Source organism: Arthrobacter crystallopoietes (assembly GCF_017603825.1).
GTDB lineage: Bacteria > Actinomycetota > Actinomycetes > Actinomycetales > Micrococcaceae > Crystallibacter > Crystallibacter crystallopoietes_B.
The window spans coordinates 3744320-3763963 of record NZ_CP072014.1 but is presented as its reverse complement, the minus strand read 5'-3'; the positions used below and the strand labels follow the sequence as shown (position 1 = coordinate 3763963).

General features: G+C 65.5%; 20 protein-coding genes. 15 read left to right on the top strand and 5 right to left on the bottom strand.

Going from position 1 to position 19644, the window contains the following annotated elements; translation table 11 throughout:
* Window positions 1-74 precede the first annotated feature (74 nt).
* Window positions 75-278 carry a cold-shock protein gene (locus J5251_RS17230; RefSeq protein ID WP_074701697.1) on the bottom strand — a complete coding sequence of 68 codons (204 nt, stop codon included), beginning with the start codon at window positions 276-278 and terminating at the stop codon, window positions 75-77.
* A gap of 289 nt (window positions 279-567) precedes the next feature.
* Complete coding sequence (gene nucS, locus J5251_RS17225) at window positions 568-1263, bottom strand: endonuclease NucS (RefSeq protein ID WP_208574704.1); 696 nt, start codon at window positions 1261-1263, stop codon at window positions 568-570.
* Between the two features lie 58 nt (window positions 1264-1321).
* Between nucS and J5251_RS17220 the strand changes: the two genes are divergently transcribed.
* Window positions 1322-1648, top strand: a complete 327-nt coding sequence (locus J5251_RS17220) for a hypothetical protein (RefSeq protein WP_139004892.1) — start codon at window positions 1322-1324, stop codon at window positions 1646-1648.
* Window positions 1649-1669: 21 nt separating this feature from the next.
* Here J5251_RS17220 and J5251_RS17215 read toward each other — a convergent pair whose 3' ends face one another.
* Complete coding sequence (locus tag J5251_RS17215; RefSeq protein ID WP_431188545.1) at window positions 1670-2956, bottom strand: AI-2E family transporter; 1287 nt, start codon at window positions 2954-2956, stop codon at window positions 1670-1672.
* Between the two features lie 281 nt (window positions 2957-3237).
* Here J5251_RS17215 and J5251_RS17210 point away from each other — a divergent pair, with 281 nt between their 5' ends.
* The 8 genes from J5251_RS17210 (at window position 3238) to J5251_RS17175 (ending at window position 13274) form a co-directional block, all read left to right on the top strand.
* Window positions 3238-4959: a hypothetical protein gene (locus J5251_RS17210; protein ID WP_208574703.1), complete on the top strand. Its 1722-nt coding sequence runs from the start codon at window positions 3238-3240 to the stop codon at window positions 4957-4959.
* Window positions 4960-5018: 59 nt separating this feature from the next.
* Window positions 5019-5987: a tetratricopeptide repeat protein gene (locus J5251_RS17205; RefSeq protein WP_139004894.1), complete on the top strand. Its 969-nt coding sequence runs from the start codon at window positions 5019-5021 to the stop codon at window positions 5985-5987.
* An 11-nt stretch (window positions 5988-5998) separates the two neighbouring features.
* Window positions 5999-7111 carry an NADH:flavin oxidoreductase/NADH oxidase gene (locus J5251_RS17200; RefSeq protein WP_139004895.1) on the top strand — a complete coding sequence of 371 codons (1113 nt, stop codon included), beginning with the start codon at window positions 5999-6001 and terminating at the stop codon, window positions 7109-7111.
* Between the two features lie 48 nt (window positions 7112-7159).
* Window positions 7160-8023 (top strand): ABC transporter ATP-binding protein, encoded by an 864-nt coding sequence (locus J5251_RS17195; RefSeq protein WP_244250714.1) that lies wholly within the window; start codon window positions 7160-7162, stop codon window positions 8021-8023.
* Window positions 8005-9576 carry a transporter gene (locus J5251_RS17190; RefSeq protein ID WP_208574702.1) on the top strand — a complete coding sequence of 524 codons (1572 nt, stop codon included), beginning with the start codon at window positions 8005-8007 and terminating at the stop codon, window positions 9574-9576. The genes J5251_RS17195 and J5251_RS17190 overlap by 19 nt, the downstream gene beginning before the upstream one ends.
* A gap of 99 nt (window positions 9577-9675) precedes the next feature.
* Window positions 9676-9984, top strand: a complete 309-nt coding sequence (locus tag J5251_RS17185) for a DUF3039 domain-containing protein (RefSeq protein ID WP_074701707.1) — start codon at window positions 9676-9678, stop codon at window positions 9982-9984.
* Between the two features lie 84 nt (window positions 9985-10068).
* Window positions 10069-11496 (top strand): MFS transporter, encoded by a 1428-nt coding sequence (locus tag J5251_RS17180; RefSeq protein WP_208574701.1) that lies wholly within the window; start codon window positions 10069-10071, stop codon window positions 11494-11496.
* Entirely contained in the window at window positions 11493-13274 is a 1782-nt protein-coding gene (locus J5251_RS17175; protein WP_208574700.1) for a DEAD/DEAH box helicase, read from the top strand. The genes J5251_RS17180 and J5251_RS17175 overlap by 4 nt, the downstream gene beginning before the upstream one ends.
* 27 nt (window positions 13275-13301) lie before the next feature.
* Here J5251_RS17175 and J5251_RS17170 read toward each other — a convergent pair whose 3' ends face one another.
* Together J5251_RS17170 and J5251_RS17165 are read right to left on the bottom strand one after the other, a co-directional pair.
* A complete protein-coding gene (locus tag J5251_RS17170) occupies window positions 13302-13934 on the bottom strand; it encodes a nicotinamidase (protein WP_208574699.1) in 633 nt (210 codons plus the stop codon).
* Complete coding sequence (locus J5251_RS17165) at window positions 13931-15271, bottom strand: nicotinate phosphoribosyltransferase (protein WP_244250713.1); 1341 nt, start codon at window positions 15269-15271, stop codon at window positions 13931-13933. The genes J5251_RS17170 and J5251_RS17165 overlap by 4 nt, the downstream gene beginning before the upstream one ends.
* 90 nt (window positions 15272-15361) lie before the next feature.
* Between J5251_RS17165 and clpS the strand changes: the two genes are divergently transcribed.
* From clpS to rdgB, 6 genes are all read left to right on the top strand, one after another.
* Complete coding sequence (gene clpS, locus J5251_RS17160; protein ID WP_431188547.1) at window positions 15362-15712, top strand: ATP-dependent Clp protease adapter ClpS; 351 nt, start codon at window positions 15362-15364, stop codon at window positions 15710-15712.
* A gap of 2 nt (window positions 15713-15714) precedes the next feature.
* Window positions 15715-16290, top strand: coding sequence for a DUF2017 domain-containing protein (locus tag J5251_RS17155; RefSeq protein ID WP_208574698.1), 576 nt, complete (start codon window positions 15715-15717; stop codon window positions 16288-16290).
* Between the two features lie 117 nt (window positions 16291-16407).
* Window positions 16408-17376 (top strand): glutamate racemase, encoded by a 969-nt coding sequence (gene murI / locus J5251_RS17150; RefSeq protein WP_244250712.1) that lies wholly within the window; start codon window positions 16408-16410, stop codon window positions 17374-17376.
* The gene (locus J5251_RS17145) at window positions 17373-18167 is read left to right on the top strand and encodes an MBL fold metallo-hydrolase (RefSeq protein WP_208574696.1); all 795 of its coding nucleotides are present in this window, start codon (window positions 17373-17375) and stop codon (window positions 18165-18167) included. Before murI ends, J5251_RS17145 begins: the two co-directional genes overlap by 4 nt.
* Before the next feature lie 28 nt (window positions 18168-18195).
* Window positions 18196-18966, top strand: coding sequence for a ribonuclease PH (gene rph / locus J5251_RS17140; RefSeq protein WP_208574695.1), 771 nt, complete (start codon window positions 18196-18198; stop codon window positions 18964-18966).
* Window positions 18963-19598 carry an RdgB/HAM1 family non-canonical purine NTP pyrophosphatase gene (gene rdgB, locus J5251_RS17135; RefSeq protein ID WP_208574694.1) on the top strand — a complete coding sequence of 212 codons (636 nt, stop codon included), beginning with the start codon at window positions 18963-18965 and terminating at the stop codon, window positions 19596-19598. The genes rph and rdgB overlap by 4 nt, the downstream gene beginning before the upstream one ends.
* The last annotated feature ends 46 nt before the right edge of the window (window positions 19599-19644 follow it).

Sequence of the window (19644 nt, the reverse complement as noted above, 5' to 3'; positions counted from 1 at the left end):
TCAGAGGTCCCCGGATCTCTCCGGGGACCTCTGTGCAAGTCCGTCGCAGCGGTGCCGCGAGGTGGTATCCGAAATCAGATGACGGTTACGCCGGTGGCCTGCGGTCCCTTGGCGCCCTGCCCGATCTCGAAGGTCACACGCTGGTTTTCATCCAGGGTCTTGAAACCACCCGTCTGGATTTCAGAGTAGTGGACAAAAACATCGCCGTCGGAATCATCCGGGGTAATGAAGCCGAAGCCCTTTTCAGCGTTGAACCACTTGACGGTCCCCTGTGCCATTTATTTCTCCTCATAGTGGAACTTTTTAGCCCGGCACACCTCGTACCGGACCGGGGTCACTCCGTGGAAGACCTCATGCCCGGCTGGTCACCGAAACCGTGAGGAGCTTCACACTCGCAACATGTCCTGCGAGCATGAAAAACACACATACACAAAGACTGCGTTAAGCATCACATACGCAAAAGGGCAGGTCAACGGCCTGTGGGGGCATTCAATCGTTTGTTAAGCAAATGTTCTCCCGTGGTTGTGGGAGCGCCCGTGCCGGCTTTCAAAGTCGATCCGGACAGGCTCAGAACAAGCGGGCTTCGCTGTCGTCAACGCCGCGCATGGCGTCGTAGTCCAAGGTCAGGCAGTCTATGCCGCGGTCCGATGCCAGCACCCGCGCCTGGGGCTTGATCTGCTGGGCCGCGAAGACCCCCTTCACCGGGGCCAGCAAGGGGTCGCGGTTCAGTAGTTCAAGGTAGCGGGTCAGCTGCTCCACGCCGTCGATATCGCCGCGGCGTTTGAGCTCCACGGCCACCGTCGCGCCGGTGGCATCGCGGGCAAGAATGTCGACCGGACCGATGGCGGTCATGTACTCCCGGCGGATCAGGCTGTAGCCCTCGCCGAGAGTGTGGATCTGCTCGGCCAGCAAACGCTGCAGGTCTGCTTCCACGCCGTCCTTGACCAGGCCCGGATCGACGCCGAGTTCGTGGCTGAACTCGTGGAGCTGCTCGTGGATCTGGATGACCAGCCGGTCGTCGCTCTTGGCATGCTGGACGTGCCAGACTTCGGCTACTCCGCCGGCAGCATCCGTTTCGTCCGGAGCCTCGACACGGAGCCTGGCGGGTGGGCTCATCCAGTTCAGCGGCTTGTAGGAGCCGCCGTCGGAATGGATGAGAACGGAGCCATCCGCCTTGACCATCAGCAGGCGTGTTGCCAGTGGCAGATGGGCACGGAGACGGCCGATGTAATCAACTGAGCAGCGGGCAATAACTAAACGCACAGTAGGCCACTTTACGTTAGTTTGTGCAGGCCCCTGTTTGGTGGGGCAGAATTGAGCCATGCCCCGTTCAAACCGTCCACGCCGCCGCACCGCGACGGCGTCACGTAAATGGGCACAGGGCGCCGAGCTTGACCTGGACCGCGCCCGGGCCGGCATCCCGGAACGGCAGAGCGCGCCCGACGGGGAGTGGAACGTGCGGCGGATAACGCCGGGCAGCGCTGCCAAGGACTACACCTGCCCGGGGTGCGGGCAGATGATCCGCCCCGGCGTGGAACACCTGGTGGCATGGCGGCAGGACTCGCTCTTCGGTGCGGAAACGGCGCTGGCCGAACGGAGGCACTGGCACCCGCATTGCTGGAAGACCCGAAGTTTCCGTTACCGCTAGCCGAGGAATTCCCGCGTTAGGCTAGCGCTGGTCTTGCCGGCTAATGATGACCTCCTTGAGCAGCAGCATCACGGCCGCCGCTGCAGGAATCGCCATGAGGGCACCGAGGACGCCCATTAGCAGTCCGCCGGCAATGACGGCGATGACCGCAACGGCACCCGGCACGGCGACCGCGCGCTGCATGATCCGGGGCGAGACGAAGTACGCCTCGAACTGCAGGTAGGCGAAGTAGATGATGGCAAAGAGCACAGCCGTCTGCCAGTCCACGGTGAGCGCCACGAGCGAGACCATGATCCCGGCGATCATGCCGCCCACCAATGGGATGAAGGCGAGCAGTGCTACGAGGAATGCCAGCAACACACTGAATGGAACGCCGGCGATGGACATGGCGATGAAGGCTACCAGTGCGTTGACGAGGGCAACGCAGGCCTGCCCGATCACATAACTGCCGACGCTGCCGGTGATTTCCTCGGCGAGGAACTGGACGCGTTGCCGCCGCGACCTCGGCGCGAGCCGGTAGGCCCAGACCTTCATTGCCGGCAACGAGGCGAGGAAATACAGTGTCAGAACCAGCACGATCAGTGTCCCGAAGGCACCTTGAAAGACCCTGCTGCCGACGCCGAGCACGCCCCCGAAGATGCCGGTGACCGCGTCTGAGTTGGCAAAGAACCTGGCCACTTCCTCATCCACGCGGTTGCGGACCTGGAACCGTTCGTCGATGGATTGGAATACCGGCGACTCCAGGAATTCGTCGACGTATCTAGGCGCGTTGGCCACGATCTGTGTTGTCTGATTGACGATTGTCGGAATGAGCGTGGAGAAGAACGCTGCCAGAAGCCCGGCCAACGCAAGGACGACGGCGACAACTCCGGCCGGCCGCGGCAAGCCCTTGCTCTCCAGCCACCGCACAATCGGATCCAAGCCGAGTGCGATGAAGAGCGCGGCGGTGATCCAACCGAGCAGTTCACCGATGTTGGTGAGGATGAAATACAGCAGCAACGCCATGCCGACTCCGACGGTCGCCATGAAACCGAAGTGGATGGGATGGTGGGCAGCGGTATAGCCGGAGACAGCGGCGGGAGGCGGCGGCTCGACGTCGTCAGCCTCATCAGGTGTCCGGGCTTCCGGTGGCATTTCGAACCGGAGACGCGGCTGGGCGCGCGGAATGGAGGCGCCGATCCGGCCGAGGGCGGTGAGGACGGATTTCCGGCGGGCCTGCGTCGTGGCCGGGACCGGGAGCGCGGCCTCCGGTTCACCGGAGTTGTCGTTGCCCTCGGCATCAGCCGGATTTCCTGTATGCTCCCTCACGCGTACTAACCTGTTTCCCTCAGCCCGCGAACGTAGACGGGATGGACTTTCTCGAAGAGTATCAGCGGTTGCCAGCAGTAACCACGGTGGCAGGGCCGGAACGCCGTTGCCCGGGTGGCGGCTGTCACCAAGAAGGCACTCTAACAGTCTTTTTCGTTACCATAGGGTTATAAAAGCTCGGCCGATGACGAGCGATGACATTTCTACCCGCGGATTGACCCTGTCCTGCCGCGGTTTGACGCGGGCGTCATGCCCCGCAGCGACGATTGATAGGTATTTTTGTGCGTTTGAAAATTGCAGTTGCCCTGATTGCAGCCGGCCTCCTCGCCGTGGTGCTCGGAATCGCGCTGCGAACCGTCTGGGCACCTCCCGAGACAGTTTCCGCGAACTATTCAGCGGCTGAATCAACGGCACCGGTAACGGTGATCGAGCCCGGCGTACTGGGCGTGGATGATGAACGCGTGGACATCACGGTTGAAGGCGAGGGAGAGTTCTTCCTGGCGGTGGGCCGTGCCGGCGACGTCGACGCCTGGGTCGGCGAGGCCGCGCATACTTCAATTTCCGCCATAGAAGACGGACAACTGCAGGGCACCGCCGTAGAGGGAGACGCCAAGGTTCCCAACCCCGCAGGATCGGACCTGTGGGTCAGCGAGGAGACCGCCGAGCAAAGCACCGAGCATCGGTGGATTGCGCCGGCCGAGGGCGAGTGGTCGATCCTGCTGGCCGCGGACGGTACCAAGCCCGCCCCCACGAACGTGACGGTTAGCTGGCCGAACGACACCTCTTCTCCCGGGAGCATCGCCCTGATCATTATCGGCGCGCTGCTGGCAGTGCTCGGACTGGCCATCGGCATCATTTCCCGCCGCGGCGGCGGAGCTGCCCCGGCCGGTGGGCCGGGTAACCGGCCGACCGACAGCCTAAATGAGACCGCAACTGTCGGCGGCCGCCGTGTGGCAGCAGGGGGCGGCCAGCGTGACTCTGCCGGAACGGCTGAATCGCGTGCCGTTACACGTCGTTCCGGCGCCGGCGCCTTGGCCGTCGTGCTCGCCGCAGGAACAGCGCTGACCGCGCAGGTCCTGCCGGCGCACGCCAGCGAGCCCGCCGCTTCGCCCGAGACGGCAGCGGCCGGCTACCCCGTCGTGCTGGACGGGCAGTTGAACCGCATTATGGATGCCGTGGCCGGAGCTGTCACCGCGGGTGACGCTGCTCGCGACGCCGGCGAACTCAACGCCCGGGTCGGCGGCGCAGCCCTCGCACTGCGCGAGGCCAACTACAAGGTGCGTGCGGAGAACGGCGATGTGGCTGCACCCGTGCCCGTTGCCGCCGATCCGGTTCTGACCTCCATGGTCGACAGCGGCCCGGAGTGGCCCCGAACCGTTGTGGCGGTGACTCGGGGCGACGACAACCCGGTTCCGCAGGTAGTGGTGCTCTCGCAGGCAACGCCGCGGGAGAACTACAAGATGATTCACGCCGTGCAGATGCTGCCCGGTACAACCTTCCCCCAGGTCTCCACCGAAAAGGGAGGGTCCCCGTCGGTGCCGGCCGACAGCAAGGACGGCCTGCTGCACGCGCCGCAGGAGGCCCTGGACCTGCTGGCCGGCTACCTGACGGACGGCAAGAACAAGGAAGCCGTCGCGGAGAATACGTTCGCCGAACAGATCACGTCCTTCCAGAAGGATCAGGTCGCGTCCAATGACAATGCGGAGATCTCCTTCAGCCGCAGCGTCGACGGAAAGTCCGTACGGGCGCTCAAGACCGCCGACGGCGGTGCCATGGTCTACGGCTACATGCGCAACGTCATGAGCAGCGTTCCTTCGGAGCCGGGAGCCACCGTCGGACTCTCTGAAGAGTTTGCGGCGCTGGCCGGGGAGAAGTCCACCACGAAGGGCGTGGACGTAACTTACGGTGAGTCCGTAGCCATCTATGTTCCGCCGGCAGGATCGAAGGAGCCGATCACCGTTATCGGCGTGGCCCAGGACCTGGTGGATGTCCGCCTGAAGTAAGACCGAACACCGGCCCACAGAATTCGGAAGGCCCCGAGGATCCGTATTAGTGTGATGTCATGAGCATTCCAGCTTCAGGGCAGGGCCCTGCGCCGTCATCCCTCAATCTCCGCGGAGCCGTGGATCTGTCCGCGCTCAAGCGGCCGCAGCAGCCGGCGGGCAACGCGCCCGGTTCGGCGGCGCCCGCCGGTCAGGACGGCAACGGCGCCCGCGTGCCTTACATCGTGGACGTCAATCAGGAGAGCTTCTCTTCCCTGGTCCAGCTTTCCGCGCAGGTTCCGGTGATCGTGGAACTCACGGCCGGATACAGCGATCTCGCCCAGCAGTTGTCCGCCGTGTTCAAGAAGGTGGCGGACGAATACGCCGGCCGGTTCATTCTGGCGCGGGTTGACGTGGAGGCCAGCCCCGGCATCGGGCAAGCGTTCCAGCTGCAGAGCGTGCCTGCGGCCGTGGCCTTGCTGAAGGGCCAGCCCATTCCGTTGTTTCAGGGCCTCGCCAGCGAAGAGGAACTGCGCTCGTTTGTCGAGGAACTGCTCAAGGTGGCTGAAGCCAACGGAGTGACGGGGCGCGCCGGTTCTGCCGACGGCCAGGAGGAGGCCCCGGCCGAACCGCCGCTGCCGCCTCTGCACCAGGAGGCGTTCGACGCGATCGAAGCCGGCGACTATGCTGCCGCTGCCGCCGCCTACCGCAAGGCGCTGGCCGAGCAGCCTGCCGATAACGAAGCTAAGACCGGGTTGGCGCAGGTTGAACTGATGCAGCGCCTGGAGGGTGCCGATGGCGCAGCTATCCGCGCCGCCGCGGCGGAGAACCCGGATGATCTTGCAGCACAGCTGGCGGTGGCGGACCTGGACGTCTCCGGCGGCCATGTCGAAGATGCGTTCGCGCGGCTGGTCAAGTTTGTCGCGCGGACCGCGGGCGATGATCGCGAAGCGGCACGCGCGCGCCTGGTGGACTTGTTCGAGGTTGTCGGAGCTACGGACCCACGGGTTTCCAAAGCCCGTCAGGCCTTGGCCCGGGCGCTCTTTTAAAGGCGGGCCCGGTGGCTGCCGACGCAACAACCGGACTGTTCAGTCCGATAGCGCTGCGGGGTCTGGAGCTGGCGCACCGCGGATGGGTGGCACCGATGTGCCAGTACTCCGTGGACGGCTCGGATGCCCCGGGAGTGCCCAACGACTGGCATCTGATGCATCTGGGCCAGTTCGCGGTCGGGGGAGCAGCACTGATCCTGACCGAAGCCACGGCGGTAAGCGCCGCAGGGCGCATCAGCGGCCGCGACACCGGCATCTGGACCGACGCGCAGGCAGATGCTTGGAGCCGGATCACGGAATTTGTGCACCGGCACGGGGCAGCGGGTGCGAAGATCGGCATTCAGCTCGCCCATGCCGGCCGTAAGGCGTCTACCTACTGGCCTTTCGCCGTCGAACGTGGAAGTGTCCCACGCTCGGAAGGCGGCTGGCGGACCCTCGCCCCGACCAGCGAACCGTTTGGCGGACTGGACGCACCGGAGGCCCTGGATGAAGACGGAATCCAGCAACTCATTACGGACTTCAGGGATGCGGCAGCGCGTGCCGTCTGGGCCGGTTTCGACACCATCGAAATTCATGGTGCCCACGGCTACCTGCTGCACCAGTTCCTCAGCCCCCTGGTCAATAACCGGGACGATGCCTGGGGAGGATCCGAGCTGAAGCGGTCAAAGCTGCTGCTTGCGGTCATCGACGCAGTCCGCGGGGCGATCCCTGATGCCATGCCGCTGCTGCTGCGTGTTTCGGCCTCGGACTGGGCCCCGGGCGGGCTGGACCCCGAGTCGGTTTCGCGGATCGCGGCGGCCGCGCGTGAGCACGGAGTGGATTTCGTCGATGTTTCCAGCGGTGGGGCCGTACCCGGTGTCCGCATTCCGCTGGCTCCCGGTTACCAGGTGCCCCTCGCAGCAGAACTCCGGCAGCGGACGGGCCTGCCCGTCGGCGCGGTCGGGCTGATTTCCTCGGCCAGGCATGCCGACCGCATTATTTCCGACGGCGATGCCGACGCCGTCCTGATCGCGCGCGCCGCCCTGCGTGACCCGCACTGGTGGCAGCGCGCCGCAGTCGAACTCGGCCATGATCTGCCCTGGGCCCCGCAGTACGAGCGTGCCGCCGTGAGGGAAGATTTTTAGTCCTTGCGGATGATGTGAACAGGGAACCTGCGTTGTTACCGTGGGTTCATGACATCCCCCGACGCCTGGCCGCCTGCCGATTCCGGCACGGCTTCTCCTGCGCCATCTGACTACTCCGAGCCGGTCCAGCAGGCCGAGGCAGCCGCAGTTCCGCCGCGTGCACCGGCGCTGGCCGTCCGCGGTCTGGCCAAGCGCTTCGGCGGGAAGATCGCCGTCAACGGCGTGAACCTGGATGTGCCGGCAGGATCCTTTTACGGCCTGGTGGGGCCCAACGGCGCGGGCAAGACCACCTCATTGTCCATGGCAACGGGATTGCTGCGTCCCGACTACGGCCAGGCCTGGGTGCACGGTATCGATGTGTGGGCCCAGCCGCTGGAAGCCAAGCGGCTGATGGGAGTGCTGCCCGACGGCGTGCGGCTTTTTGACCGGCTGACCGGTGAGCAACTGGTCACCTACGCGGGCCTGCTGCGCGGGATGGACCGGGAGACCGTGGCCAGCCGGGTGGCGGACTTGCTGCGGGCGATGGACCTGACCAATGACGCAGGCACGCTGGTGGTGGATTACTCGGCGGGCATGACCAAGAAAATCGCGCTGGCTTCTGCATTGATCCATGCGCCCAAACTTCTGGTGCTGGATGAGCCCTTCGAAGCGGTGGACCCGGTGTCGGCGGCCAACATCCGCGACATTTTGCACGATTACGTGGACTCCGGCGGCACCGTGATCGTCTCGAGCCACGTGATGGACCTCGTCCAGCGCATGTGCGACCATGTTGCCGTCATCGCTAACGGCAACGTGCTGGCGGCCGGCACTGTGGACGAGGTCCGGGCCGGCGCCAGCCTCGAGGACCGGTTCGTGCAGTTGGTCGGCGGCCGGAACCAGGCGGAGGGGCTCGAGTGGTTGCGCACCTCGTAAGGCTCAAGCTGACCCTGTTGCGCAACGGCTTCAAGCGCAGCCCCTGGCAGTTGGTCGGTGTCATCCTGGGCGGCCTCTATGCGCTGGGTGTCCTGGTGCTGCTCATCGCCGGGCTCATCCTGCTGGCTACGCACGAACCGGGGATAGGGCGGATGGCCGTCATCCTCGGCGGTGCGGCAGCGTTCCTGGGCTGGGCGCTGATCCCCATGGTGGCCACCGGCGTCGATATGACATTGGATCCGGCCCGTTTTGTCACGTTCGCCGTGCCCATGCGCCAGCTGCTGCTGGGACTGGCCATCGGTGGCGTCATAGGAATTCCGGGCCTGGTCACCTTGCTGGCGGCGTTGGGCCAGGCGGCCATGTGGTGGCGCCAGCCCGTGGCGATGGTTGCCGCCATACCCTGTGCCGCCGTCGCTGTTCTGACCTGCATCGCGCTCTCCCGGCTTACAACGTCAGCGTCGACCACGCTGGCAAGCTCCCGCCGGTTCAAGGACCTCAGCGGGATTATCGGCATCATTCCGCTGATGCTCCTGGGCCCGATCATCATTGGCGTCACCGAGGGGCTGCAGAGCTCGCGCGACTTCCTCCCCTCGCTGGCCGACACCCTCGCGTGGACCCCGCTGGGGAGCATCTGGGCAGTGCCCGGCGATTTGGCGCTGGGAAACTGGGTCGTGGCGGCGGCCCGTTTCGCCATCGGTGTGGCGTTCCTGGCCCTGATCGCCTGGTTGTGGAAAATCAGCCTGGCCCGTGCACTGGTGACGCCGCCGTACAATTCGGTAACCCGCCGGGCCGGCGGCCGCCTGGGCTTCTTCTCCCGCTTTCCGGCCACGCCCGCCGGCGCCGTCGCGGCCCGGGCCCTCACTTATTGGTTCAAGGACCCGCGGTACGGTGCTTCGCTGATTTCCGTTCCGCTGATTCCGGTGGTGATGGTCTTCGCCTTCTCGCAGGGCGGCGATTTCAGTTTCATGATGTGGCTTGGCCCGATCATGGCGTTCCTGCTCGCCTTCGGCATCTCGGCTGACATCTCCTACGACAACACCGCCTTCGCCCTGCACCTGACCACCGGCGTCAGCGGTCTGGCGGACCGGGCCGGGCGCGTGCTGGCCTGCGCGGTCTTCGCGCTGCCGGTGACACTGGTTTTCGCCGTCGTACCCTTCTTCTGGCTGGGTAGCTGGGAGCTGCTGCCCGGCGTGCTGGGCCTGTCGCTGGGCACCCTGCTGACCGGCTTCGGGCTCTCCAGCGTGGTGTCGGCCCGCTATACCTACAACGTGCCGTTGCCAGGGGAGAGCCCCTTCAAGACTCCGCCCGGCTCAACCACCCGGATGATGATTGTGCAGATGGGCGGCATGGCGGTCCAACTGCTGCTGGTGCTCCCGGAAGCAGGTTTGCTGCTTGCCGCGATGCTCACCGGCAACGCGATCTGGAGCTGGGCCGCGCTGGCTGTCGGTTTGGTGCTGGGCGCTGTGCTGCTCTTTGTCGGGTTGCGGGCCGGCGGGAAGTGGTACGACCGCCGGGCCCCCGAACTGCTGCAGGCCGTGGCCGTCAACAAGTAGCCTCAGCTGCACGGAAAAGTCCCAATAACGACGGCGCGGCCTTGGGCTCCGCCGTCGTCCCTACCTCGGGTGGGGGGAAGCGGCGGGTAAGATGGACACATGACTTTGCCTCCTGATCCCTTCGAAAACGACCCGTACCGCGATCCCTCGGGGCCGGGCGGTTCCACCGCGACCATTGAACGCGAAGAGCAGCGCGAGGAACTCGAGCCCGGAGACCGGGAGCGCTTTGCCCACTATGTGCGCAAAGAGAAGATCATGGAGTCCGCGCTCTCCGGCGAGCCGGTGATTGCCCTCTGCGGCAAGGTCTGGACGCCGGGCCGCGATCCCAAGAAGTTCCCGGTTTGCCCCGAGTGCAAGGAAATCTACGAGGGCCTGCGTCCCGGAAACGACGATTCCGGAAAGAAGTAAACCGCTCTTCCCTTCACCTGTGGCCGTCGGAGGTTCCATCCGGCGGCCGCTGCCCGCTGCCTGAAAGTATGTACTGATTACCAGATGACCGAACCACCAGCCGCCGCAGAGGGAGCGTTGTCGGTTGCCTATCGGTCGCTGACCATCGGGCTGCTGGCCATCATCACGCTGACCGCGTTCGAAGCGATGGCCGTCGCCACTGCGATGCCGGTGGTCGCTCAGGAGCTGCACGGCCAGTCCAGCTACGGGCTGGCGTTTTCCATGTTCCTGACCGCCTCGCTGCTGGCCACCGTTGTCGCCGGCATCTGGTGCGACGTCAGGGGCCCGACGCCCTCGCTTGGTCTCGGCCTGGCGCTGATGGTGGTGGGCCTGGTGCTCTCCGGCGTGGCGGATAGTTTCTGGCTCTTCACCGCCGGCCGGGCCATTGCCGGGCTCGGCGGCGGTTTCCTGATCGTGGCGGTCTACGTGATCATCGGGCAGGCGTATCCCCAGCAGGTGCAGCCGGTCGTTTTCGGCTGGCTCGCGGCGGCCTGGGTGGTGCCGTCGCTGATCGGCCCCTACGTGGCCGGACTGCTGGCGCAGTACTTGTCCTGGCGGCTGGTCTTCTACGGCGTGGCACCAATCGTGCTGCTGGCGGTGCTGGTGATCTGGCCCTCGGTGCGCCATCTCGGTGCGCCGGAAGAGCCGACCATGGACCGGCGCCTGGGCAAGCAGCAGGTTGTCCGCGGACTGGTTCTGGCCGGCGGCGTGTTCCTGGCCCAATGGGCGGTGTACCAGGCAGTCCAGATGCCCGAGGCAGGAACGGCCGCGGCACTTTATGCCGTGGCGGGCGTTGGTGCCGTACTGGGGTTGCTGGCGTTGCCGGGTCTGATGCCTGCGGGCACGCTGCGTCTGAAGCGCGGGCTGCCCAGCGTCGTCGCCACCCGCGGCTGCATCAACCTCGCGTTTTTCGGCGCCGAGGCTTTCATCCCGCTGATGCTTGTTGCTTCGCACGGCATCTCGCCGGCGACCGCAGGCCTGGCGCTGACTTCGGGAGCGGTGGGCTGGAGCATCGGCTCGTTCGTGCAGGCGCGGGTGCGGACAGACCGGCATTGGCTGCTGGTCATCGGTTCCGGTGTGCTCGCCGCCGCCATGGGACTGATGTCGCTGCTGACCAACCCGGCGGCGCCGTTCTGGCTGCTGATCCTCGTGTGGGGAATCGCCGGTTTCTCCATGGGCATGGCTTTGTCCACGACGTCGGTCATGATTCTGAAGATGTCCGCTCCGGCCGAGCGGGGCCGGAACTCGGCGTCGCTGCAGCTGGCGGACCAGCTCGGCGGCGTGGTCGGCACCGCGGGAGCCGGGAGTTTGTTCGCGCTGCTGCGGAACCCGGACAACCCTGCGGATACCGGCGTGTACGTGGTGATCTGGCTCGCACTGGCCGTCTTCGCCGCAGCCTCCATGTACACTGGCTGGCGCAGTGCTGAACAGGATCCATTAGCTGCAAACCGCAAGGAGTTTCGCAAAGTATGAGTCAGGACACTCTCTTCGGTTCCGGACCGGCGCTACCCCCCGCCTACCCCGAACGGGCTGCCTGGGGTACCGCGCCCAAGCTGCGTCAGTGGCAGGCCGAAGCGCTGGAGAAGTACTTCTCGATGGCGCCGCAGGACTTTCTGGCGGTTGCTACTCCCGGCGCCGGTAAAACCACGTTTGCGCTCCGGGTCGCGACAGAGCTTGTCGAGCGCGGGACGATCAACCGCATCGTCGTCGTCGCCCCGACCGACCACCTGAAGCGCCAGTGGGCCGACGCCGCGGCGCGGGTGGGACTGTCCATCGATCCGAACTTCAAGAATTCCGACGGCGCCCATGGCCGCGACTTCATCGGGGTGGCCGTGACCTATGCGCAGGTGGCCATGAAGCCGATGCTGCACCGGGCCAAGACGGAGGTCGCCAAGACGCTGGTGATCCTGGACGAAATCCACCACGGCGGCGACGCACTCAGCTGGGGCGACGGCATCCGCGAGGCATTCGAACCGGCTACCCGCCGCCTGGCCCTGACCGGTACACCCTTCCGCTCGGATACGGCGGCCATCCCTTTCGTCGAATACGCCGAGGACAAGGACGGCATCCGCCGCTCCAAGTCCGACTACACCTACGGCTACGGCAATGCGCTGCGCGACCATGTGGTCCGCCCGGTGATCTTCATGGCGTATTCGGGGCAGATGCGCTGGCGCACCAGCGCGGGCGAGGAGTATGCCGCCTCCCTGGGTGAAGCGGCAGTCACCAAAGACATCACTGCGCAGGCCTGGCGGACCGCGCTGAACCCGCAGGGGCAGTGGATTCCGTCAGTGCTGGCGGCGGCCGACAAGCGTCTGACCGAGGTCCGCCGTGCCGTCCCGGATGCCGGCGGACTCGTGATCGCCACGGACCACGAGGATGCCCGCGCCTACGCCGGACAGCTCAGCCGGATCACCGGCGAATCGCCCACGGTGATCCTGTCCGACGATGCGGGCGCCTCCGAGAAGATCGAAGAGTTCTCAGCCTCGGACACCCGCTGGATGGTGGCCGTGCGCATGGTGTCCGAAGGCGTCGACGTGCCGCGCCTCTCCGTGGGAGTGTACGCCACCTCCACCGCGACGCCGCTGTTTTTCGCCCAGGCTGTCGGACGCTTTGTGCGTGCCAGGACGCGTGGAGAGACCGCCTCGGTGTTCCTGCCCTCCGTGCCCAACCTGATGGCCCTGGCCAACCAGTTGGAGCTGGAGCGCGACCATGCGCTGGACCGCCCGGACAAAGACAACGACGAGGGCTTCATCCCCGAAGAAGGCCTGATGGAGGCCGCCAACCGGGAGGACAAGGCTTCGGACTCGCTGACCAAGGGCAAGTACGAGGCGCTGGAATCCCAGGCTTCGTTCGACCGGGTGCTTTTCGACGGCGGCGAATTCGGCACCGGCGGCGAAATCGGGTCCGAGGACGAACTGGACTTCCTCGGCATTCCCGGCCTGCTGGATGCGGAGCAGGTAGGCACGCTGCTGCGCCAGCGCCAGCAGGAGCAGCAGTCCCGCAAACGCCTGCGCAGCGGCGCTGCCCCGGAACCCGAGCCGCAGGTGGTGGACCACCGGCAGCTGACGGAACTGCGCGGGCAGCTGGCCAAGAACGTTTCAGCCTGGTCCGCTCGCTCCGGCATGCCGCACGGTATGGTGCATTCCGAACTGCGCCGGATCTGCGGGGGTCCCGCAGTTGCCCAAGCCAATGAGGAACAGCTCAACAAGCGGCTGAAGAAGCTCCAGGACTGGTTTATCGGCCGCAAGTAGGCCCTGTAGCAACTGTCCGTCCGGCGGTTAGTTTCGGACTTGTTCCTGCACTACCTCGATGCCGTTGTCTTCGAGCTCCGCGATGGTTTCGGCCACCCGCCCCTCGTTGATGCCCGCGGTCAGATCCAGAAGGACGGACGTCGAGTAGCCGGCCTGCACGGCGTCCAGGGCAGTGGCACGGACGCAATAGTCCGTGGCGATGCCTGCGACCACCACTTCGTCCACCTCGTTCTGGCGCAGCCAGTCATCCAGGCTGAGTAGCTCCGCATCGTCCTCGTCGCCGTCGTCCTCAAGGTCGCCGGTGGCCACCTCGTCTTCAGGGGCAAGCAGGCCCTCGAAGCCGGAGTACGCAGCCGCATAGGCACCTTTGCGGAAGTAGGCATCGATTTCGTCGGTGTCCAGATCCGGGTGCAGCTGCGCGCCCTTGGTGCCGGCCACGCAGTGCGGGGGCCAGCTATCGACGAAGTCCGGCGCCTCGGAGAAATGGGTCCCCGGATCGATGTGCCAGTCCTGGGTCGCCACCACGAAGTCGTAGTTGATGCCGTGGGCCTCCAGATGCTCGCTCAGGTCTGCGGCAACCCGGGCGCCGCCGTCGACGCCCAGCGAGCCACCTTCGCAGAAATCGTTCTGCACATCCACGATTACCAGTGCACGGGTCATGATTCCTCCTCAAACTCCTCGAACTCAGTGGGAATTACCGCTTCGCCGCGCTGCAGGCGGCGGATGGTGCCGGGCAGCTCGGCCATTGACTTGTGGTGCCGCTCGGCCGCACGATCGACGCCTTCGGCGCCCGTCCATCCCGGCAGCAGTTCGCCGTTCTTCATGAACTGTTCGATTAGCGGGCGGTCATTGCCATCGTCCTTCGGCCGGTGCCCGATGCCGATGATTTCGGCGGTAGCTGTGCCGCGTTCATTCAGCCGGCGCAGGGCGTATTTGCGGCCGCCGACGGAGACTTTGTTCTTGGCCGCCTTCGCCACCGGCACCGGATTTCCATTGTCGTCTTCGCGGCTGACCAGCTTGTACACCATGCTCGCCGTGGGGGCACCGGAACCGGTGACTAGTTCCGTGCCTACGCCGTAGGAGTCAACCGGGGCGGAGGCCAGGGCCGCGATAGCGAATTCGTCCAGGTCCGACGTGACGGTGATGTGCGTATTGTGGTTGCCCAAATCGTCCAGCAGCTTGCGGACCCACTGGGCCTGCGTGACCAGATCACCCGAGTCCAGCCGCACGCCGCCAAGTTCGGGACCCGCCAGCTCAACGGCGGTTCGGACGGCATTTTCGACGTCGTACGTATCCACCAGCAGCGTGGTGCCCTTGCCGAGGGAAGCCAGTTGGGCCTCGAAGGCAGCCCGCTCGCTGTCGTGGAGCAGGGTGAAGGAGTGGGCAGCTGTGCCCACCGTCTTGATGCCGTACCGGAAGCCCGCCTCCAGGTTGGAGGTGCTGGTAAACCCCGCGATCACCGCCGCGCGCGCGGCGGCCACGGCGGATTCTTCCTGCGTGCGCCGCGAACCCATCTCGATGCAGGGGCGGGCGCCGGCTGCACTGGTCATCCGGGAGGCTGCCGATGCGATGGCGCTGTCATGGTTCAGGGCGGAGAGGATGAACGTTTCGAGCACACATGCTTCGGCGAAGGAAGCTTCGACGATGAGGATGGGCGAGTACGGGAAGTAGGCTTCGCCTTCCGCATAGCCGTAAATGTCCCCGCTGAACTTGAAATCCGCCAGCCAGTCGAGGGTGGGGGAGTCGACTACTTTGGTGCGGGCCAGGAAATCGAGCTGGGCTTCGGGGAAAGTGAAGTTCTGCACGCCCTCAAGGATCCGGCCGGTGCCGGCAACCACGCCGTAGCGGCGGCCGTCCGGCAGTCTGCGGGCGAACGCTTCGAAGACGGAGCGCCGGTGGGCAGCTCCGGAGCGCAGGGCGGCCTGCAGCATGGTCAGCTCGTAGTGGTCGATATACAAGGACGTGCTGGGAGGAACCCAGCCGGATTCGGTACTCACACCACAAACTCTAATCCGGTGTTCGCCGTCTGAGTACCCGGCACGGTCAAAGCGGCGCGGGGAGTCCTGAAGCCTACAATGGAATCCATGATGTCGAGCATTTACCCTGATTTCGCCCTGCCCGCGGTGGTGGTCAACACCATCGTCGACGCCGAAGCAGAAACGGCCCGGGACGCAGAAGTCGAGGAGCTCTCCGCAACGGACGTGCCTTGGGTTGTCATTGTCTGGAATGATCCGGTCAACCTCATGAGCTATGTCAGCTACGTCTTCCAAAGCTACTTCGGCTACTCGGAAGCCAAGGCCAACAAACTGATGCTCGAGGTGCACCGGCAAGGCAAGTCGGCGGTGGCCAGCGGCACGCGGGAAAAGGCAGAGCAGGACACCGTGGCAATGCATTCATTCGGCCTGTGGGCCACGTACCAGAAGGCGGACCAGGCGTAAGTATGGCCAAGGCATTCAGGAACACACGCAAGGGCATTACCGGCGAGCTGGAAGCGGCGGAGCGGGACCTCATCCGCCGGCTCTTCGAGGACATCATCAGCATGCTCGAGCGCGAGGGGATCGCCGACGAGGACCCCTTGGCGGCCATGGTCGGGCTCGACAGCAAGGCCGTCAAACCCGGGGACAGCGCCCTGCTTCGCCTGCTGCCGGATGCGGTGAAGAACGACGACGGCGAGGCGCTCGAGTTCCGCCGGCTCACCGAACGTTCCCTGCGCGAAGACAAGGTGGCGGCGCTGCGCGCCAGCTCGTTGCTGCTGGAGCAGAGCCAGGTCCAGCTGACCGCCGAGCAGGCCCGGCTCTTCGCCCGCGCGGTCAATGATGTGAGGCTGGTGCTGGCGGACCGGCTCAAGATCGAAACGGATGAAGACGCCCAGGCCCTGCACGGCATTGACGACTGGTCCCAGGCCGAGGATCTGGACACCTACCTCGCCCTGGTCTACAACTTCATGACCTGGCTGCAGGAGACCTTGATGCAGGCGTTGCTGGACGGGTTGGGCAGGCCGGAATCGAACAGTTGATGCCCGCCGGTGGGCGTCGGGCAGCGTCATCAGACTGTGAGATGGCTTACAGCTGCTGCACGGAAGTTCTGCAATAGCACGGCCAGGACTTATCCTCGTTAGATCATGAGCCCGGACGTGAGTGCGACCTTGAAGAACAGCCAACCCTCTGCCCCCATCGGCATTTTCGATTCGGGCGTCGGTGGGCTGACCGTTGCGCGTGCTGTCATTGACCAGTTGCCGCAGGAGTCCGTGCTGTACGTCGGGGATACCGCGAACGGCCCCTACGGACCCTTGCCGATCGCCGAAGTGCGGGCCAACGCCTTGGGCGTCATGGATGAACTGGTGGACTCGGGCGTCAAACTATTGGTCATCGCCTGCAACTCGGCCTCCGCGGCCGTGCTGCGCGATGCGCGGGAACGCTATACCGCCCGCTACGGAATTCCGGTGATCGAAGTCATCCAGCCGGCAGTACGCCGTGCCGTCGCCTCGACCCGCAGCGGCCGGATCGGCGTCATCGGTACATCCGCAACCGTCGGCTCCCGCGCCTACGAAGACACGTTTGCCGCCGCGCCGCACCTGGACGTCACATCGGTTGCCTGCCCGCGGTTCGTTGAATATGTGGAAGCCGGCGTGACGGCGGGGGACCAGCTCTTGTCCACGGCCGAGGAGTATCTTGCGCCGCTGAAGACCGCGGAGATCGACACCCTGGTGCTCGGCTGCACCCACTATCCGCTGCTGACCGGCGTCATCTCCTACGTGATGGGGGACAATGTCACCCTGGTCTCCAGCGCCGAAGAAACGGCGAAGGATGTCTACCGTGCCCTGGTGCGCCATGGTCTCCTGCGCCAGGACGGCTTGCCGCCGCAGCACCACTTCATTGCTACCGGCGACGCGGCCGCGTTCGAGGTGCTGGCCAGACGCTTCCTGGGGCCCGAGGTCCGCACCGTGGAGCACGTGGACCGCGTGGCGGCGCAGTACCCCACCGGAGCCATGGCGCGGATTACTGACGAGATGATCGCCGCGGCGAAGTCCGGGAACGGCGGGAACGAGAGCTCGCGGCTGTCGCATTTCGTCGGTGCCGGACGTGAGGACGCGGGGATATGAACCTGACCATTATCGGCTGTACCGGTTCGTTCCCGGGGCCGCTGTCACCTGCGTCCTGCTATCTGGTGTCGGCACATGACGGCGAAAGGACCTGGCGGATCCTGCTGGACCTGGGCAACGGTGCGCTCGGAACGGCCCAGCGTTATATGGACCTGGAAGACATCGATGCAGTCTTCCTCAGCCACCTGCATCCGGACCACTGCATGGATCTGTGCGGGCTGCATGTTGCCGTCCGGTGGCATCCGGACGGCTGGTCAAAGGGCCGCATCCCGGTTTGGGGGCCGGCCGCCACCGCGGATCGCATGGCAACCGCCTACGGACTCGAGCTGGACCCCGGCATGCACGAAGAGTTCGACTTCCACAACTGGACGGATAGGGAAACCGTCAAGCTGGGGCCCTTTACCATCACCCCGTACGCGGTACGCCACCCCGTGGACGAGGCGTACGCCATGCGCGTCGAAGCCACCGAGCCGGGCCCAAGAGGTTCGGTCACAAAGATCCTGACCTATTCCGGCGACACGGACAGCTGCGACGCACTGATCGAAGCTGCGCAGGATTCGGATATGTTTCTCTGCGAGGCGGCCTACCATGAGGGCCGCGATGACGCCATTGAAGGAATCCACCTGACGGGAAAGCGGGCCGGTGCCGCAGCGACCAAAGCCAATGTCAGCCGGCTGCTGCTGACCCATCTGCCGGTGTGGAACGACTCCGTGCGTACGGTCGAAGAAGCACGTGAGACCTACTCCGGCGGTTTGGCCGTAGCCGTGGCCGGAGTCAGCTACGTCGTCTGAGCCGTGGCCGTGCGGATAAGCTGGATTCATGACTTCAGTTGATTCGAGCTCCGCCCTGCCTGCAACCATCGTTCGTGCCGATGGGCGCGCACCGGACCAGTTGCGGCCCATCAGCATTACCCGGGGATGGTCCAACCAGGCCGAAGGCTCGGCGCTGATCGAATTCGGCAACACCCGCGTACTGTGCACCGCATCCCTGACCCAAGGGGTGCCGCGTTGGCTCAAGGGCGAGGGCCGCGGCTGGGTCACCGCCGAATACGCCATGCTGCCCCGGGCCACAAACACCCGCTCCGACCGCGAATCCGTCAAGGGCAAGATTGGCGGCCGCACCCACGAGATTTCACGGCTCATCGGCCGTTCGCTGCGCTCCATCATCGACCTCAAGGCCCTGGGCGAAAATACGATTGTGCTGGACTGCGATGTCCTGCAGGCTGACGGCGGAACCCGCACCGCGGCGATCACCGGGGCGTATGTGGCGCTGGCCGACGCCCTGCGCTGGGCCAAGGAAAACAAGCTGGTGGCCCGCAATGCCCAGCCGCTGATCGACACGGTGGCAGCAGTCAGCGTGGGGATCATCGACGGCGTGCCTATGCTCGATCTGCCCTACGTGGAAGACGTGCGTGCCGAGACGGACATGAACGTCGTCGTTACCGGATCCGGAAAGTTCGTCGAGGTCCAGGGCACCGCCGAGGGCGCGCCGTTTGACCGGGACGAACTGAACGCCCTGCTGGATCTCGCCCTCGCCGGCACCGTCGAGCTCGCACAGATCCAGCGCGAGACGCTGGGGGAGAGCGCATGAGCGGCTCGCCCGAGCAGGCCGGTGGGGCCCGCCTGGTTTTGGCCACCAGGAATCCCGGCAAGCTACGTGAACTGCGCGAGCTACTGCGGGGCCAGGTTCCGGGTCTCGACGTCGATACCCAGGTTATCGACGCAGCCACCGCCGGCGTGCCCGACGTGAAGGAAACCGGGGTCACCTTCGAAGAGAACTCCCTGCTCAAGGCACGGGCCGTGGCGGAAGCGACCGGGCTTGTCGCCGTCGCCGATGATTCCGGCCTGGAAGTCGATGTCCTCGGCGGGGCCCCGGGCATCTTTTCGGCCCGTTGGTCTGGTTCGCACGGTGACGACGCCGCCAACCTGAAGCTATTGCTGGCCCAGCTTGAAGACATCGGACCGGAACACCGTGCGGCTTCCTTCGTCTGCGCGGCCAGCGTTGTTTCGGCGAATATGGACGCAGTGGTGGAGGGCAGGCTTCGGGGAACGCTCCTGCCCGAGCCGCGCGGCGCCGGCGGCTTCGGCTATGACCCGATCCTTCAGCCTGAGGGCATGGACCGCAGCTGTGCCGAACTGTCCCCGGAGGAAAAGAACGCCATCAGCCACCGCGGGCAGGCCTTCCGGGCGCTGCTGCCGCATCTGGTCAAAGCCCTGAGTTGAGGCAGTGGGCTTCGTCACTGTGCAGACGTGCCGTTCGGCGAAGCGG

What these genes read in the sequence shown, in the direction of transcription:
- J5251_RS17170 (WP_208574699.1), bottom strand. Translation starts at nt 13,934, where the DNA reads ATGACCCGTGCACTGGTAATCGTGGATGTGCAGAACGATTTCTGCGAA.
- J5251_RS17175 (WP_208574700.1), top strand. Translation starts at nt 11,493, where the DNA reads ATGAGTCAGGACACTCTCTTCGGTTCCGGACCGGCGCTACCCCCCGCC.
- rdgB (WP_208574694.1), top strand. Translation starts at nt 18,963, where the DNA reads ATGAGCGGCTCGCCCGAGCAGGCCGGTGGGGCCCGCCTGGTTTTGGCC.
- J5251_RS17185 (WP_074701707.1), top strand. Translation starts at nt 9,676, where the DNA reads ATGACTTTGCCTCCTGATCCCTTCGAAAACGACCCGTACCGCGATCCC.
- J5251_RS17145 (WP_208574696.1), top strand. Translation starts at nt 17,373, where the DNA reads ATGAACCTGACCATTATCGGCTGTACCGGTTCGTTCCCGGGGCCGCTG.
- J5251_RS17220 (WP_139004892.1), top strand. Translation starts at nt 1,322, where the DNA reads ATGCCCCGTTCAAACCGTCCACGCCGCCGCACCGCGACGGCGTCACGT.
- J5251_RS17230 (WP_074701697.1), bottom strand. Translation starts at nt 278, where the DNA reads ATGGCACAGGGGACCGTCAAGTGGTTCAACGCTGAAAAGGGCTTCGGC.
- J5251_RS17155 (WP_208574698.1), top strand. Translation starts at nt 15,715, where the DNA reads ATGGCCAAGGCATTCAGGAACACACGCAAGGGCATTACCGGCGAGCTG.
- J5251_RS17205 (WP_139004894.1), top strand. Translation starts at nt 5,019, where the DNA reads ATGAGCATTCCAGCTTCAGGGCAGGGCCCTGCGCCGTCATCCCTCAAT.
- rph (WP_208574695.1), top strand. Translation starts at nt 18,196, where the DNA reads ATGACTTCAGTTGATTCGAGCTCCGCCCTGCCTGCAACCATCGTTCGT.
- clpS (WP_431188547.1), top strand. Translation starts at nt 15,362, where the DNA reads ATGTCGAGCATTTACCCTGATTTCGCCCTGCCCGCGGTGGTGGTCAAC.
- J5251_RS17195 (WP_244250714.1), top strand. Translation starts at nt 7,160, where the DNA reads ATGACATCCCCCGACGCCTGGCCGCCTGCCGATTCCGGCACGGCTTCT.
- J5251_RS17180 (WP_208574701.1), top strand. Translation starts at nt 10,069, where the DNA reads ATGACCGAACCACCAGCCGCCGCAGAGGGAGCGTTGTCGGTTGCCTAT.